Genomic DNA, 14,884 nt, shown 5'->3' on the forward strand with positions numbered 1-14,884 from the left:
TTAAAAAGGAGGTTTCTATGCTTAGTGTTGATATGGCCATAAAGGCATTAAAGGAAAAAAAAATTCGATTAACCCCTCAAAGGCTAGAATTGATTAATATTCTGTCACAAGAAAACAAACATTGGACAGTTGAAGAGTTATACCATATATTAAATGAGCGAATGCCATCTGTCAGCATTACAACGATATATAATAATATTAATTTGTTTTGCGAATTAGAAATTGTCAAAGAGATTCAGTTTGGTGAAAGCTTAAGTAAGTATGAGTGGAAAAAAAAGGATCATTATCATATAGTATGCAAGTTATGTGGAGAAATGGTAGATGTGTGGTATCCGACTTTAAAGGAGGTTGAAACTGTTGCAGAATCTATATCAAAATTCCAAATCCGCTCTCATAACCTTCAATTTTACGGAGTATGCAGCCAATGTGCGGAGCAATAAACCGGAGAAAGAAAACGAGATATGTTTGCAATGTAATCAGCCAATTAAACGATTAAAACATTCCATTATTTGTGGCTGTGGATTTAAAATAAGAAAAATAATCTAAAAAACTTGTATGAGAAATTCATACAAGTTTTTTTTTCACATTTATTGATGATGAACATACAGTAATAAATCAGGAATACAAAGTTTTAGAGGGCGCTAATATTTTTTTATTAAAGATAAAATGTAAAGGAGAAAAATAAATGGGGTAATAAAAACAGATAAATGGTTAGAAGCTAATTTTTCAAAACCTGTTGCTATATGCGAAGAATTTGCAGATTTGTTTAAAGAAGATCGTGCTAAACGAGTTTATCAATACCTAGTGAATTTTGGCATGTACCGTCCAAATCGCCAAACAAAAGAAATTTATGAAAAACTTGTGGAACAGAAAGTATGGGGGAAAGTGCAAAGTATTTTTGTGAAGTATAAAAAATTATGGAGAGGTCCAGATATTCCTATTTATATTTTTCCATTTGAACCACATCGGAAAAGCAAGGAAAAAAAATCTGGTGTATCATTTCCTGATAAATTATTTTTGTTTATTGGGCATATAGAAGATGATAAAGAAATAGAAGCATTGTTTATTCATGAGTATCATCATGTATGCCGCATCCATAATCAAAAGAAGCAAATAGAAGAGTATACTTTGCTAGATTCCATTATTATGGAAGGATTGGCAGAGCATGCTGTCAAACAATATTGCGGCAAGCAGTATAATGCTTATTGGTGTCAAATGTATAAAGAAAAAGAACTACTAAAGTATTGGGAAGAAGATTTCAAGGAAAATTTGAACATATTGAAAACAGAAAAATTACATGATTCATTGCTTTTTGGTTTAGGTCCTCATCCAGACATGATTGGCTACTGTTTAGGGTATTATTTGGTAAGCAATTATTTGAACCAGAGAAATTTGGCGGATATAAGATTATTTAAGTCAGATAGCAGAGTATTCATCCAGTCGATCCTTGATGATGAATAGTCTGGGTTGATCAAGTAAGAGGAACAGCACAAATGATGGGGATACATAGCTTTCTATCGTGCATCTCCATTATCTTTGGCTAGTGTAGTTATCAACTTGTACATATAAAACAAAACAAGAGCATATAAATAGAGATAAATAGAATTTGCTAAAAAAACTGTTTGCCTATTAGTAGGGGATAAATAGATAAAAAGAGATCGAAAAAAGAAAAAATAATTAGTTTTATTTAGAAGAAAAATGTAACAAAAGCTTAAAAATTAGGAATAAAATTCCTAATCTATGCCCATACTGATTGACAAACAGATGTTGAAGTGAGGGGTTATAATATGCAGTATCTTCATGATGTTTGGGTAAATTGGTTTGAAGGGGAAGAAAATGGCTATAATATTTGTCATTTTCATGAATGGCGGAAAGATGATGGAGTAGAGTTGCTGGATCAAGTTCCGCTATTAAAAATAGATTCCGTTTTATTTAACTACATAGAGAATGATTTAGCAGAACTGCCAAAACAATTACTGGATGAAATATACCAAAAAGCCTATTTAAGAAAAAATCACGAACGAATTCAACTCGATTATTGTTTTGTTGTATCAGATGGTATAGGGATTCTTGTTGTCGATACTCTTGGATATTCTGTGCCGATCAGAAAAAGCAGAATGATACCAAGACAAGAGCAACTTGCTTATGAATTATTAGAGAGTCAAGAAACGATTTCTTATACGTATCGAATCAATGAAGAACAAAAAGAATTTCATATTTTGTCGCCTGAACCGGAGATTATGAATGGGCTAACAAGAAAAGAACGGCAATTAAAGCAATTATTGTTTATGGCGTTAGACCAGCTGTACTCTTCAGAAAATGTAGCGGAAGTGCGATATTGGTATACAGAGTGGAGTCCAGAACGATATTTTGAAATTCAACATTTAGATTTTGAGAATGCTTGGAACGAACTATATGAGAATACCAAATATGGATGGACTGCTAAACATGAGCAGTTTTGTGAAAAAATAATAAAAGGACAGCCATTTTTTGAAAAACTATGGGAAGTGGAAAATGGCCCTCGTGTAAATTAACAAAAAGCTGCAGCCATAACTGGCTGCAGCTTTTTGTTGGATATAAGTCTCTATAATTTCTGTTATAGTAGAATTGCTAGGCAAGAGATTTTATCACGCATTAACGGGCTTTTGACCCCCACCTAAGGGATTATAAAAGAAAACGAGAAATCTAGGTGGATAGAAACTTGCCCGTAAAAGCCTGATTGGTTCAACTAACAATCAGTGGAGATGAAGAAAACTCCCACTGATTGAAGTTTCACTTTATCGGCGTTTTCTTCCTAATCCCATTGCATTCTCCATTTTTTTGACCATTTTCCCTGCAACTTTATTAGCTTTTTCTGCTCCTAGATCTAAAATGTCGTCAAGTTCAGTAGAATTCATTAACTCTGTATATTTTTCTTGGATTGGCTGTAGGCTTTTTACGACTACTTCTGCTAAATCAGCTTTAAAGTCTCCATAACCTTTTCCTTCATATCGTGATTCGAGGGTTTTGATGCTTTCACCTGAAAGAATGGAGTAAATAGATAGAAGGTTAGATACACCTGGTTTATTTTCTTTATCATATTTCACAATGCCTTCTGAGTCAGTAACTGCACTTTTAATCTTTTTCACAATTTGAGCTGGTTCATCTAATAATGTGATGGTCGCTTTTTTATTTGGATCGGATTTGCTCATTTTTTTTGTTGGTTCTTGTAAAGACATAATGCGTGCTCCGACCTTTGGAATGCGAACTTCTGGAATCGTTAAAATATCATTATACTTTTTATTAAATCTCTCTGCTAAATCACGAGTTAATTCCAAATGCTGTTTTTGATCTTCCCCAACAGGAACAATGTCTGTTCCGTATAATAATATATCTGCAGCCATTAGAGGAGGATAGGTTAATAGTGCAGCAGAAACAGCATCCTTACCTGCTGATTTATCTTTAAATTGTGTCATTCTTTCTAATTCTCCAATATAAGAGACGCATTGCATAATCCAAGCACCTTGTGCATGTGCAGGAACCTCTGATTGAATAAACAATGTTGCTTTAGATGGATCAATTCCTACTGCAACATAAAGTGCAGCAAGAGAACGAATATTGTTGCGAAGAGCTAGTCGATCTTGTGGTACCGTGATTGCATGTTGGTCGACGATGCAAAAGTAACAGTTATACTCGTTTTGCAATTCTACAAATTGACTTAATGCTCCAATATAATTTCCTAATGTAATCGTGCCGCTTGGCTGTATTCCTGAAAAAATAGTTTTCATAATAGCCTCCTAATTTTTATATGTGAATGGTTTGCTTCTACTAACGAATGATTATCTTTGAGGTGCTTTATTTAAATAAATACAAAAAGGACCATACGTCTCCTATTATTTGAATAGGGACGAATGGTCCGCGGTGCCACCCTAAATTGCTTAAAAAAGCCACTTAAAGCCTTGATATCGAAAGGCAATCGCTGAAAGTATAGTTTGCAAACTTTGTGCATTTCCACTTCAGTGCTCAAAAGTCCATTCCTTATACACGGCTGTTTGTTTTCACCACCCACAAACTCTCTTCTAAACCAAATGTATAAGTACTACTCTTTATCAAAGCATCATTCTAAAAATATTTTTTATATTTCTAAATTAAACTAATTTGCATGAAAAATCAAGAAAAGCAAAGAACTTAATTATCTAGAAGTAAAGCTATTTTAAAAATATAACAAAAAAAATTGCTGTAGAAATGCATCAAGGAGAAAAGTTAAATATTGCAATGTTTTAGTGTATTAAAATATTTCTAAATAGTATTTTATTCTACGAAATTCTACAAAAAATTCTTGCAATATATTATATGCATATATATAATTGAAAATACGAGTGGACAGGAGATTAATATTTCAGATTATTTAAACAAAGGATGCAGGATAAATACATAATTATTTTTTACTATTACTATAGTAGACTACAAAAATAATAATGGTTTAAAGCGGAAAAGTTATTTTTCTTTTTATTGATATAACAGATAGGTTAAATACGCTGTAATTAACTGACTATTCTGTTAAAAAACCAAAATGTATTCTTGTTTTTTTTCTGGAGAACCTAATTTTCGAAAGATCCACACGTGGAAAAAAATATAGGGGGGTAATAACTATGAAGAAAAAAATGCTCGTACTTCTTAGTTTAGTGCTTGCACTTAGCGCATTTCTTGCTGCATGCGGCGGCGGAAAAAGCAGCGATGATGAAAAAGCATCTCAAAACTTGCGTTTAAATCTTACAACTGAACCATTCTCTTTAAACCCTGGTTTAGCAAATGATTCTGCATCAGGTAATGTATTGCGTCAAACATTTGATGGTTTAACTCGAATCGGTAAAGATGGAGAGCCAGAAAAAGCAATCGCAGAAGACATTCAAGTGTCAGATGATCAAAAAACATATACATTCAAACTTCGTGATGCAAAATGGACAAACGGTGATGCAGTAACTGCAGAAGATTTCGTTTATGCTTGGAAATGGGCATTAGATCCTAAAAATGAATCACAATATGCTTACCAATTGTACTACATTAAAGGTGCTGAAGCTGCTAACATGGGCAAAGGCAAATTGGATGATGTAGCCGTAAAAGCAGTAGATGAAAAAACATTAGAAGTTACATTAGTAAACCCAACACCATATTTCACACAATTAACAGCATTTTATACTTACTTGCCTGTTAACCATAAAGTAGCAGAAGCAAATCCAGACTGGTACAAAGATGCTAGCGATGATTATGTTTCAAATGGACCGTTTAAAATGACAGAGTGGTCTCATTCAGAAAAAATAGTTCTTGAGAAAAACGATACTTATTGGGATAAAGATACTGTAAAATTAGAATCTGTTGAGTTTTCTATGATTAACGATCCAAATACTACATTAAGCATGTTTGACAATGATGAATTAGATCGTGCTGGAGCTCCTTTTGATACAGTGCCAACTGATTCTATGAAAGCATTAAAAGATAAAGGTACACTTCAAACACAAGCAATTGCTGGTACTTACTGGTATAAATTTAATACAGAAGTAAAACCATTAAACAATGTAAATATCCGTAAAGCATTAACATATGCAATCGATCGTAAATCAATTGTAGAACAAATTACACAAGGCGGACAAATCCCAGCAATGGCAGCGGTTCCACCAAGTATGTTCCCTGAGAACGAAAAAGAAGGTTATTTTAAAGATAATGATGTAGCGGCAGCAAAAGAAGCATTAGCTAAAGGTTTAAAAGAGTTAGGATATAGTGATGTATCTGAACTTCCTGCAATCACTTTATCTTATAACACAGACGAAGCACATGCGAAAATTGCACAAGCAGTTCAAGATATGTGGAAAAAGAACTTAGGAATCAACGTAAAATTAGGTAATGAAGAATGGGCAGTTTACATCGATAAATTGCATTCTGGAGACTACCAAATTGGACGTATGGCTTGGTTAGGCGACTTTAATGATGCAATCAACTTCCTTGAGTTATACCGTGACAAAAAAGGCGGAAATAATGATACAAATTGGGAAAATGCTGAATTTAAAAAGCTGATCAATGAATCACAAAAAGAAACAGACGCAACTAAACGTCAACAATTATTAAAAGATGCAGAAGCAATTCTTATGGATGAACTTCCAATTGCTCCTATCTACTTCTACACAGATAGCTGGGTACAAAAAGATAACCTTAAAGGTATTGTAATTTCTGGTCTTGGTGATGCTCAATTAAAATGGGCATATTTCGAATAATAAAGTAAATCAAAAGTTAAAAGGTATATGGAGCAATAGCTTCATATACCTTCCTTTCTAATTGGATCTAATTAGAAAATAATGGAGGTTAAACCATGATAAAGTATTTGACAAGACGTCTGCTGTTTATGATTCTGTCTTTACTGCTTATTGTTACAGCAACGTTTTTCTTCATGCGCTTGGCACCAGGTAATCCGTTTACATCAGAAAAGCAGCTACCGCCAGCAATTGAAGCTAATTTAAATGAGCACTATGGATTAAATGACCCATGGTATGTACAGTATGGAGAATATTTACTACGAATAGTACAGTGGGATTTTGGCCCATCTTTTAAATATAAAAGTCAAACAGTGAACGATTTAATTAATGAAGGTTTCCCAGTTTCTTTAGTATTAGGACTTGAAGCGATATTTATTGCTTTAGCTGTTGGAGTAACATTAGGAATTATCGCAGCATTAAAGCATAATAAATGGCAAGATTATTTAGCAATGATTATTGCAGTACTAGGAATTTCTGTGCCTTCTTTTATAATGGCAGCCTTTTTGCAATATATATTTGCAATAAAATTAGGCTTGTTCCCAGTTGCAAGATGGGGAACATTCTCTCAAAGTGTGCTTCCAGCAATCGCACTTGCTGCAGGACCAACAGCATTTATTGCAAGACTAACTCGATCTTCTATGCTTGAAGTGTTAAACAATGATTATATTAAAACTGCAAAAGCAAAAGGTCTAGGAGAGTTTGTTATAACGGTGAAGCATACTATTAGAAATGCGATTCTTCCAGTTGTATCGTATATGGGGCCATTATCAGCAGGTGTTGTAACAGGAAGTTTTGTTATCGAAAAAATCTTCGGTATTCCAGGGCTTGGTGCTCACTTTGTAAAAAGTATTGGAAACCGTGACTATACAGTTATTATGGGTGTAACAGTGTTCTATAGTATTATCCTATTAGTATCTGTTCTTCTCGTCGATATCTTGTATGGATTAATCGATCCGCGCATTAAATTAGCTGGCGGGAAGAAAGGAGAATAAGCATGCAGCAAATTTCAAAAGATAAATTTACAGTAGTAGGCAACAGCAAGATAGAGGCGGAAAAAATTACGAAACCTAGTCTTTCTTTCTGGAAAGATGTTTTTATGCGTTTCAGAAAAAATAAACTTGCTATTTCAGGTCTAGTGATATTGATTATTCTTATTGTTATGGCACTTATTGGTCCATTACTAACGCCGTATAATTATTATCAAAATGATTTAATGAAAGCAAATCAACCTCCAAGTGCGGAGCATTATTTTGGCACAGATGATCTTGGACGGGATATGTTTGCACGTATCTGGTATGGTGCAAAAATTTCATTGTTTATCGGAATAGCAGCAGCGTTAATTGACTTGGCAATTGGTGTAATTTGGGGAGGTATCTCTGGTTATAAAGGCGGAAAAACAGATGAAGTAATGATGCGTATTGCCGACGTGTTATACGGAATTCCGTATTTATTATTAGTAATTCTATTAATGGTTGTTCTAGGCCAAGGATTAGGCACAATGATTCTTGCTATGAGTATTACTGGATGGATCAACATGGCGCGTATTGTGCGTGGACAAGTATTGTCTCTAAAAAATCAAGAATATATTTTAGCTTCTAGAACATTAGGTTCAGGAATTACAAGAATTATGAGCAAACATTTAATTCCAAATGCAATGGGTCCAATTCTAGTTACATTAACATTAACAGTTCCAACTGCAATCTTTACAGAAGCGTTTTTAAGTTATTTAGGACTAGGGTTAACGCCGCCATTAGCAAGTTGGGGTACAATGGCAAATGATGGAATTTCTGCTATGACTTATTATCCGTGGCGCTTATTTTTCCCAGCTATGTTTATTTGTTTAACCATTTTTGCGTTTAATGTTATTGGCGACGGAATTCGCGATGCATTAGATCCAAGACAACGTAAGTAAGGAGTGAGATAGATGGAAAAATTATTAGAAGTAAAAGATTTAAAGGTCTCATTCCATACGTATGGAGGAGAAGTGCAAGCAGTTCGTGGTGTATCCTTTGATTTATATAAAGGAGAGACATTGGCAATTGTAGGAGAATCAGGATCAGGAAAAAGTGTGACTTCTCAAACATTAATGAAGCTAATTCCAATGCCGCCAGGTGAAATTAAAGGTGGACAAATTTTGTTTAATGGAGTCGATATTGTTCCAAAAAAAGAGAAACAAATGCAGCAAATTCGTGGGAAAGAAATGAGTATGATTTTCCAAGATCCAATGACATCCTTGAATCCGACAATGCGTATTGGAAATCAAATTATGGAAGTATTGATTAAGCATCAAAATATGTCCAAAGATGCTGCTAAAAAGAGAGCAATCGAATTGTTGACGCTTGTAGGGATTGCCATGCCTGAAAAGCGTGTTAATCAATATCCCCATGAGTTTTCTGGTGGTATGAGACAACGGGCAATGATTGCTATTGCATTGGCAGCGAATCCTCATTTGCTAATTGCTGATGAACCGACGACAGCACTAGATGTAACCATTCAAGCGCAAATTCTTGATTTAATGAAAGAACTGCAAAATAAATTAGAAACAAGCATTATCTTTATTACCCATGATCTTGGCGTTGTTGCGAATGTTGCTGATCGGGTAGCTGTAATGTATGCTGGCCAAATCGTGGAAATGGGAACCGTTGATGAAATTTTCTATGATCCAAGACATCCATATACATGGGGTTTACTTGCATCTATGCCGAGTTTAGATAATGATGATCAAACAGAATTGGCAGCTATTCCTGGAACACCGCCAGATTTAACAAATCCGCCAGTTGGAGATGCGTTTGCGGCAAGAAATCCATATGCTTTGGCGATTGATTTTGAACAAGAACCACCTGTTTATCAAGTGTCAGAAACTCATTTTGTAAAGTCTTGGTTATTGCATCCAGATGCTCCAAAAGTAGAGCCGCCTGCATCAGTTAAAGAAAAAATTCGTCCGTTATCCTCTAACTTTGCAAAACCAGTACTAGTAGAGGGGGATAAAATCAATGGCTGAGAAATTACTTGAAATTAAACATTTAAAACAGCATTTTAATGTGGGAAGACCAAACTTAGTAAAAGCAGTTGATGATGTGACATTTGACATTTATAAAGGGGAAACACTTGGACTTGTTGGAGAATCAGGTTGTGGTAAATCAACAACAGGAAGAACGATTATTCGATTATATGAAGCAACAAGTGGAGAAGTTTTATTTAATGGAGAAAATGTTCACGGGAAAAAATCAAAAGCAGATTTGAAAAAATTCAATCGCAAAATGCAAATGATTTTCCAAGATCCTTACGCTTCCTTAAATCCAAGAATGACGGTTGCTGATATTATTGCAGAGGGCATCGATATTCATGGCTTAGCAAAAACGAAACAAGAGCGTATGGAAAAGGTATACGAGCTGCTTAATACAGTTGGTCTAAATAAAGAGCATGCCAACCGTTATCCACACGAGTTTTCAGGTGGACAAAGACAGCGTATTGGAATTGCAAGAGCACTTGCTGTTGATCCGGATTTCATTATTGCGGATGAACCAATTTCAGCCTTGGACGTTTCCATTCAAGCACAGGTTGTTAACTTAATGAAAAAACTTCAAAAAGAAAAAGGATTAACGTATTTATTTATTGCCCATGACCTATCCATGGTAAAATATATAAGTGATCGAATTGGTGTAATGTATTTCGGCAAATTGGTGGAACTTGCACCAGCAGATGACCTATATAATAATCCAATTCATCCATACACAAAATCTCTTTTATCTGCAATTCCTTTGCCTGATCCTGAAACAGAGCGCACTCGTAAAAGAACAACTTATGATCCTCGTGTTCATCAATATAAAGAAGGCGAAGAAGTAAAAATGCGTGAAGTAAGATCAGGACATTTTGTTTATTGCTCAGAAGCAGAATTTAAAAAATACCAGGCAGAATATAAAGATTGACTAATAACGATCTCTAAATATGAGATCGTTATTTTTTTATGTTTAATAATAGCTTTGAGAAAGAACTAATACGCGTTAAAAAATAAAGTAAAAAAGAATTAAGCTATTTTAAAGAAGATTAGGGTATGTTAATAATAGAATAATACATAAAGTGAGTTTTAAATAATGTAATAAGGAGTTTTATTTATGCATTGGTATGAAAAATTAAATGAATATTTTCCAATTGAAGAAATGAAATCACAAGATCATATAGAGGCACTGTTGGAGGATTTTCCGGAATTGTATCATAAAGATGAGGGGAAATACCATGTGTTAATGTATGTAGAAGCAGATGAGTTTATTTTTATAGACTATTTATTCGTCTCAGCTGAGTCAAGAGGGATGGGAATTGGCCATCAACTAATAGAAAAATTAAAGGCAAAAGATAAGCCGATTATTTTAGAAGTGGAACCTGTTAATTATAAAGATTCAGACACCAAAAAAAGACTAGTGTTTTATCAGCGAGAAGGTTTTCAACATGCGACTTCTATTGGTTATAAAAGAAAGTCATTGGCAACTAAAGAAATTAATGAGATGGAAATTTTGTACTGGGCTCCAAATGGAGAAGGAGAAGATGTTGTTTTACAAGCACTAGTAAAAACTTATAAAAAAATTCATACGTATAAAGATACACATTTTTATGGGGAGGCGTACGAGCCCGTAGATGAAGTAATTCAAAAAAATAGTAAAAGCAGAAGGAAAGATATTTTTGATGAAATTTGACTAATTATGTAAAGCCTTTAAAAATAGTATGTATGTTTCTATCGAATTTTCAATGAAGTTGTCGTAATTGAGAATTTATTTAGTGGGTTTATAAAATAAGTAGGACGGGTATAAAAAAGTAGTAGCTTTTAAAATAATAAAAAACATAAAAAAAAATAATATTTAATAATAAAAATGAAACCTTTTTCTATCTTAATCGTCTATATTAATAAGTTAAAAATAAACAAAGGAAATCTGTAAAAAAAGTGCAGAATTCTAAAAATTAAAAGGAGGAAATCACAGCAAAAAGTATAAATAATAAGTAGATGGAACCTTTCAAAAATTGTTTGCATAATTGGCTGATCATATTTAAAAAAACATATACCAAAATATATATAATTAGTGTATAATATTTAATATAAATTACTTGATTAAATTAATTACAATTTAAGAATATATAATGTTCAAGTGTTTATAATAGTTTAAAATTATTTCCATTACATGTCTAAATAAAGGGAGCGTGAATTTGTAAAATGGTAACATTATACACTTCACCAAGTTGTACATCCTGCAGAAAAGCAAAAGCATGGTTAGAAGAACATGAAATCGCTTATAAAGAAAGAAACATTTTTTCTGAACCATTATCGATCGAAGAAATCAAAGAGATTCTTCGCATGACAGAAGATGGAACAGACGAGATTATTTCAACAAGAAGCAAAACGTTTCAAAAATTAAATGTAAACTTAGAAACGATGCCATTACAAGATCTATTTGGATTAATTAAAGATAATCCAGGGCTGTTGCGTCGTCCGATTATTATTGATGAGAAAAGACTTCAAGTTGGATATAATGAGGATGAAATCCGTCGCTTCTTACCAAGAAAAGTACGTACATTCCAATTGCTTGAAGCACAGCGTTTAGTAAATTAATAAAAAATATAGTTTATTTATAATTTATAGGGTCTGACAAGTTTCTATCTTGTGTGTATTTGGATAGAAGGGTCAGACCTTTTTATATATATAATATGCAGTAGGCAAGAAGAGAATGATAACAGAAACATTAAATTTGTGAAGGAAGATTCTTTTTGATAAAATACAAGAAATAAAAACAACTTATTTTTATGTTTTTTTAAACTCTTAATATGCCTTTAAAAGCTGTAAGGATTGAAATTGTTAGGAACGGCTATAATACTAAATATCATTCTTTTTGAGTAGATTAGTTAATATAAATAAAATAGGAAGAAAGTTTAAATAGGCGAATAATGGTTTTTAAAATTATCAGTATATTTTAATTCCCTTTGCATCACTTTTGTCATAAAATATAGAAGTACAAGGTACAAAATGCTGAAATGACTAAGTACGAATATGATAAATTGGGTAAAGAGTAACTAAATGATCTGTATGGGGGTATTAGTCCCTTCCATCATAGCCTGAAGGGAGTGTTGCAGAATGGAAATAGAACGCATTAATGATCATACAGTTAAGTTTTATATTTCGTACATTGATATAGAAGAGCGTGGATTTAAGCGAGAGGAAATTTGGTATAACAGAGAACGAAGCGAAGAATTATTTTGGGAAATGATGGATGAAGTTCATCAAGAAGAAGACTTCATTCTAGATGGACCACTTTGGATTCAAGTTCAGGCATTAGATAAAGGCTTAGAGATATTAGTAACAAGAGCACAATTATCTAAAGATGGACAAAAATTTGAAATTTCTATACCAGAGGATAAGCTAAAGGATTTGCCGCTAGATGAGCGTTTCGAAGATTTAATTGATCAGCAGTTTTCTGTTAACGATATCGAAGAAGATTATGATGAAATTTTAGAATTTGTAATTGAATTCAAAGATTTTGAAGATGTGATAGCATTGTCAAAAGTGCATGGTTTAGAAGATGTGGATTTAAAACTTTATAGCTATAAAAATATATACTATGTATTTATGCGCTTTTTAGAAGATGTAGATGAGGAAGAAGTAGATAACCTGTTAAGCATTCTTTTAGAATATGGGCAGGAAACAAAAACAACCATTCATGTACTAGAAGAGTATGGAAAAACAATTATTGAAAATAATTTAATGGAAGAATTAAGAAAGTACTTTTCTTAAAATACCGATTTTTAATGAAATCGGTATTTTTTTTTGAATAAATGACATATCGTTTAGGAAGAGGCATTTATTATTCATCATTAGGGTACATATAAAATTAAGAGGGAAGACTATTAATAGTAAAGATAAAAAAGAAATATGGGCAGGTGTTCACAGGTGAATCATACAGCTAGATTAAGTATTTTTTTAGCAGTGTCAGGACTGTTTGTTTATATTTCTAATTTTTTTATTACGATAAAAGGAGGAGTTTATGGACAGTTAAGCATGCTGATTAGCTTTTCTGTTATTTTTATTGGATTTGTTATCTTTTTTGAAAACAGACATCCAACCCAAACATTAACTTGGCTTATTGTATTGGGCAGTTTTCCTATAGTTGGATTTATTTTTTATTTATTATTTGGTCGGAATTATCGGAAAGAGCGAATGTATCGAAAGAAGTATTTTTTGGATAAAGAGGCATTCCTTAGTATTGAAAGGGAAATTAGTTATGGTACTGAAGAACGAATAGAACAATTAGAAGTGCATCAAAAAAATTTATTTCGTCTGGCTGAAAAATTGAGTAATACCCCTATTTCCTTTGGGTCATCAACAAATATTCTAACAAATGGAGAAGAGACTTTTTCTGCAATACTTGAAGCGCTTAAAGGGGCAAAGCATCATATCCATTTAGAATACTATATCGTCCGCCACGATAAAATTGGTGAAGAAATAAAAGAAATATTAGTAAAAAAGGCAAAAGAGGGAGTGAAAATTAGATTTTTATACGATTCAGTTGGTTCTTGGCAATTATCGAAAAAATATATTCAAAATCTTAAGTCAGCTGGCATTGAAATGATTGCGTTTGGACCAGTTAGAATGCCTGTATTAAATAGTAAATTTAACTTTCGAAATCACCGAAAGATTATTGTGATTGATGGCAATGTAGGATTTGTTGGTGGATTAAATATTGGAGATGAGTATTTAAGTCGAAATCCTTCCATTGGCTTCTGGCGTGATACTCATTTAATGGTGAGAGGAGAAGCAGTTAGATCTTTGCAGCTTATTTTTTTGCAAGATTGGTTTTATATGACAAACAGCAGTTTTTTGACAATCGACTATTTAACTCCTGCTTCGGAAGAAAATACACATGGTGGAGTGCAGTTAATTGCTGGCGGACCTGATAATGAATGGAGTGTTATAAAAAATATATTTTTTAGCATGATGACAACAGCGACAAAATCGATATGGATTGCGACCCCTTATTTCATTCCAGATGAAGATATTTTTTCAGCCATTAAGATCGCTTCATTAAGTGGACTTGATGTTAGACTACTTGTCCCCAATAAACCAGATAAGCGAATTGTTTTTCATGCTTCACGTTCCTATTTTACAGATTTATTAGAAGCAGGAGTCCGTGTATACGAGTATGAAAAAGGATTTATGCATAGCAAAATTGTTGTAGTAGATGGAGAAATCGCTTCAATTGGAACATGCAATATGGACATGCGGAGCTTTCATCTGAATTTTGAAGTCAGTGCTTTTTTATATAAAACAAATAGTACGAAGAAATTAGTAAAAGAGTTAGTGCATGATATGCAGTATTCCAAGGAGCTTCATTTAACTGAATTCAATAAAAGACATATAGGGTTTCGGATATTAGAATCTACTTCTAGACTATTGTCGCCGTTATTATAAGGTGAAGCTTCTACTTCCATACTGATTGCTTTTTAAGGCACGATAGAGCTAGAGGTTACACAGACGCTGTAACAGGACGGGGTATAGTCTGTGTTGTTTTCTATCGAGCTTTTACTTAGCAAGGTTTCTATTAACCTTGATTTCTCGT

General features: G+C 33.2%; 13 protein-coding genes and 1 other annotated feature. Of the genes, 12 read left to right on the forward strand and 1 reads right to left on the reverse strand.

The window, feature by feature from the left end; genetic code table 11:
- Positions 1 to 17: 17 nt before the first annotated feature.
- From CWS01_RS01450 to CWS01_RS01460, 3 genes are all read left to right on the forward strand, one after another.
- Positions 18 to 440, forward strand: a complete 423-nt coding sequence (locus CWS01_RS01450) for a Fur family transcriptional regulator (protein WP_101175261.1) — start codon at positions 18 to 20, stop codon at positions 438 to 440.
- Positions 441 to 762: 322 nt separating this feature from the next.
- Complete coding sequence (locus CWS01_RS01455) at positions 763 to 1,461, forward strand: DUF2268 domain-containing protein (RefSeq protein WP_101175262.1); 699 nt, start codon at positions 763 to 765, stop codon at positions 1,459 to 1,461.
- 326 nt (positions 1,462 to 1,787) lie between these two features.
- The gene (locus CWS01_RS01460; protein ID WP_101175263.1) at positions 1,788 to 2,534 is read left to right on the forward strand and encodes a YjbA family protein; all 747 of its coding nucleotides are present in this window, start codon (positions 1,788 to 1,790) and stop codon (positions 2,532 to 2,534) included.
- Positions 2,535 to 2,777: 243 nt separating this feature from the next.
- On the opposite strand, the gene trpS is transcribed toward CWS01_RS01460, so the two are convergent.
- Positions 2,778 to 3,767, reverse strand: a complete 990-nt coding sequence (trpS, locus tag CWS01_RS01465; RefSeq protein ID WP_101175264.1) for a tryptophan--tRNA ligase — start codon at positions 3,765 to 3,767, stop codon at positions 2,778 to 2,780.
- A gap of 112 nt (positions 3,768 to 3,879) precedes the next feature.
- Positions 3,880 to 4,101 (reverse strand) — a binding site (T-box leader).
- A gap of 530 nt (positions 4,102 to 4,631) precedes the next feature.
- Between trpS and CWS01_RS01470 the strand changes: the two genes are divergently transcribed.
- The 9 genes from CWS01_RS01470 to cls all read left to right on the forward strand — a co-directional run bounded on the left by CWS01_RS01470 (position 4,632) and on the right by cls (position 14,736).
- The gene (locus CWS01_RS01470) at positions 4,632 to 6,248 is read left to right on the forward strand and encodes a peptide ABC transporter substrate-binding protein (protein ID WP_101175265.1); all 1,617 of its coding nucleotides are present in this window, start codon (positions 4,632 to 4,634) and stop codon (positions 6,246 to 6,248) included.
- A 95-nt stretch (positions 6,249 to 6,343) separates the two neighbouring features.
- Positions 6,344 to 7,279, forward strand: coding sequence for an ABC transporter permease (locus tag CWS01_RS01475; protein WP_101175266.1), 936 nt, complete (start codon positions 6,344 to 6,346; stop codon positions 7,277 to 7,279).
- Between the two features lie 2 nt (positions 7,280 to 7,281).
- Positions 7,282 to 8,199, forward strand: a complete 918-nt coding sequence (locus CWS01_RS01480; RefSeq protein WP_101175267.1) for an ABC transporter permease — start codon at positions 7,282 to 7,284, stop codon at positions 8,197 to 8,199.
- Positions 8,200 to 8,211: 12 nt separating this feature from the next.
- Complete coding sequence (locus tag CWS01_RS01485) at positions 8,212 to 9,288, forward strand: ABC transporter ATP-binding protein (RefSeq protein WP_101175268.1); 1,077 nt, start codon at positions 8,212 to 8,214, stop codon at positions 9,286 to 9,288.
- A complete protein-coding gene (locus CWS01_RS01490) occupies positions 9,281 to 10,216 on the forward strand; it encodes an ABC transporter ATP-binding protein (protein ID WP_101175269.1) in 936 nt (311 codons plus the stop codon). Before CWS01_RS01485 ends, CWS01_RS01490 begins: the two co-directional genes overlap by 8 nt.
- 186 nt (positions 10,217 to 10,402) lie before the next feature.
- On the forward strand, positions 10,403 to 10,978 hold the full coding sequence (locus CWS01_RS01495; RefSeq protein ID WP_101175270.1) for a GNAT family N-acetyltransferase: 576 nt from the start codon (positions 10,403 to 10,405) through the stop codon (positions 10,976 to 10,978).
- Positions 10,979 to 11,490: 512 nt separating this feature from the next.
- The gene (spxA, locus tag CWS01_RS01500) at positions 11,491 to 11,886 is read left to right on the forward strand and encodes a transcriptional regulator SpxA (RefSeq protein ID WP_101175271.1); all 396 of its coding nucleotides are present in this window, start codon (positions 11,491 to 11,493) and stop codon (positions 11,884 to 11,886) included.
- Between the two features lie 519 nt (positions 11,887 to 12,405).
- Positions 12,406 to 13,062 carry an adaptor protein MecA gene (gene mecA / locus CWS01_RS01505; protein ID WP_101175272.1) on the forward strand — a complete coding sequence of 219 codons (657 nt, stop codon included), beginning with the start codon at positions 12,406 to 12,408 and terminating at the stop codon, positions 13,060 to 13,062.
- Positions 13,063 to 13,218: 156 nt separating this feature from the next.
- The gene (gene cls, locus CWS01_RS01510) at positions 13,219 to 14,736 is read left to right on the forward strand and encodes a cardiolipin synthase (protein ID WP_157827516.1); all 1,518 of its coding nucleotides are present in this window, start codon (positions 13,219 to 13,221) and stop codon (positions 14,734 to 14,736) included.
- The last annotated feature ends 148 nt before the right edge of the window (positions 14,737 to 14,884 follow it).

The sequence above is a fragment of the Niallia nealsonii genome (genome assembly GCF_002835805.1).
Classification (GTDB): domain Bacteria; phylum Bacillota; class Bacilli; order Bacillales; family Cytobacillaceae; genus Niallia; species Niallia nealsonii.

Excerpts from the sequence above, each read along its gene's own strand:
- CWS01_RS01450 (WP_101175261.1), top strand. The coding sequence starts at position 18 with ATGCTTAGTGTTGATATGGCCATAAAGGCATTAAAGGAAAAAAAAATT.
- CWS01_RS01460 (WP_101175263.1), top strand. The coding sequence starts at position 1,788 with ATGCAGTATCTTCATGATGTTTGGGTAAATTGGTTTGAAGGGGAAGAA.
- trpS (WP_101175264.1), bottom strand. The coding sequence starts at position 3,767 with ATGAAAACTATTTTTTCAGGAATACAGCCAAGCGGCACGATTACATTA.
- CWS01_RS01470 (WP_101175265.1), top strand. The coding sequence starts at position 4,632 with ATGAAGAAAAAAATGCTCGTACTTCTTAGTTTAGTGCTTGCACTTAGC.
- CWS01_RS01475 (WP_101175266.1), top strand. The coding sequence starts at position 6,344 with ATGATAAAGTATTTGACAAGACGTCTGCTGTTTATGATTCTGTCTTTA.
- CWS01_RS01480 (WP_101175267.1), top strand. The coding sequence starts at position 7,282 with ATGCAGCAAATTTCAAAAGATAAATTTACAGTAGTAGGCAACAGCAAG.
- CWS01_RS01485 (WP_101175268.1), top strand. The coding sequence starts at position 8,212 with ATGGAAAAATTATTAGAAGTAAAAGATTTAAAGGTCTCATTCCATACG.
- CWS01_RS01490 (WP_101175269.1), top strand. The coding sequence starts at position 9,281 with ATGGCTGAGAAATTACTTGAAATTAAACATTTAAAACAGCATTTTAAT.
- CWS01_RS01495 (WP_101175270.1), top strand. The coding sequence starts at position 10,403 with ATGCATTGGTATGAAAAATTAAATGAATATTTTCCAATTGAAGAAATG.
- spxA (WP_101175271.1), top strand. The coding sequence starts at position 11,491 with ATGGTAACATTATACACTTCACCAAGTTGTACATCCTGCAGAAAAGCA.
- mecA (WP_101175272.1), top strand. The coding sequence starts at position 12,406 with ATGGAAATAGAACGCATTAATGATCATACAGTTAAGTTTTATATTTCG.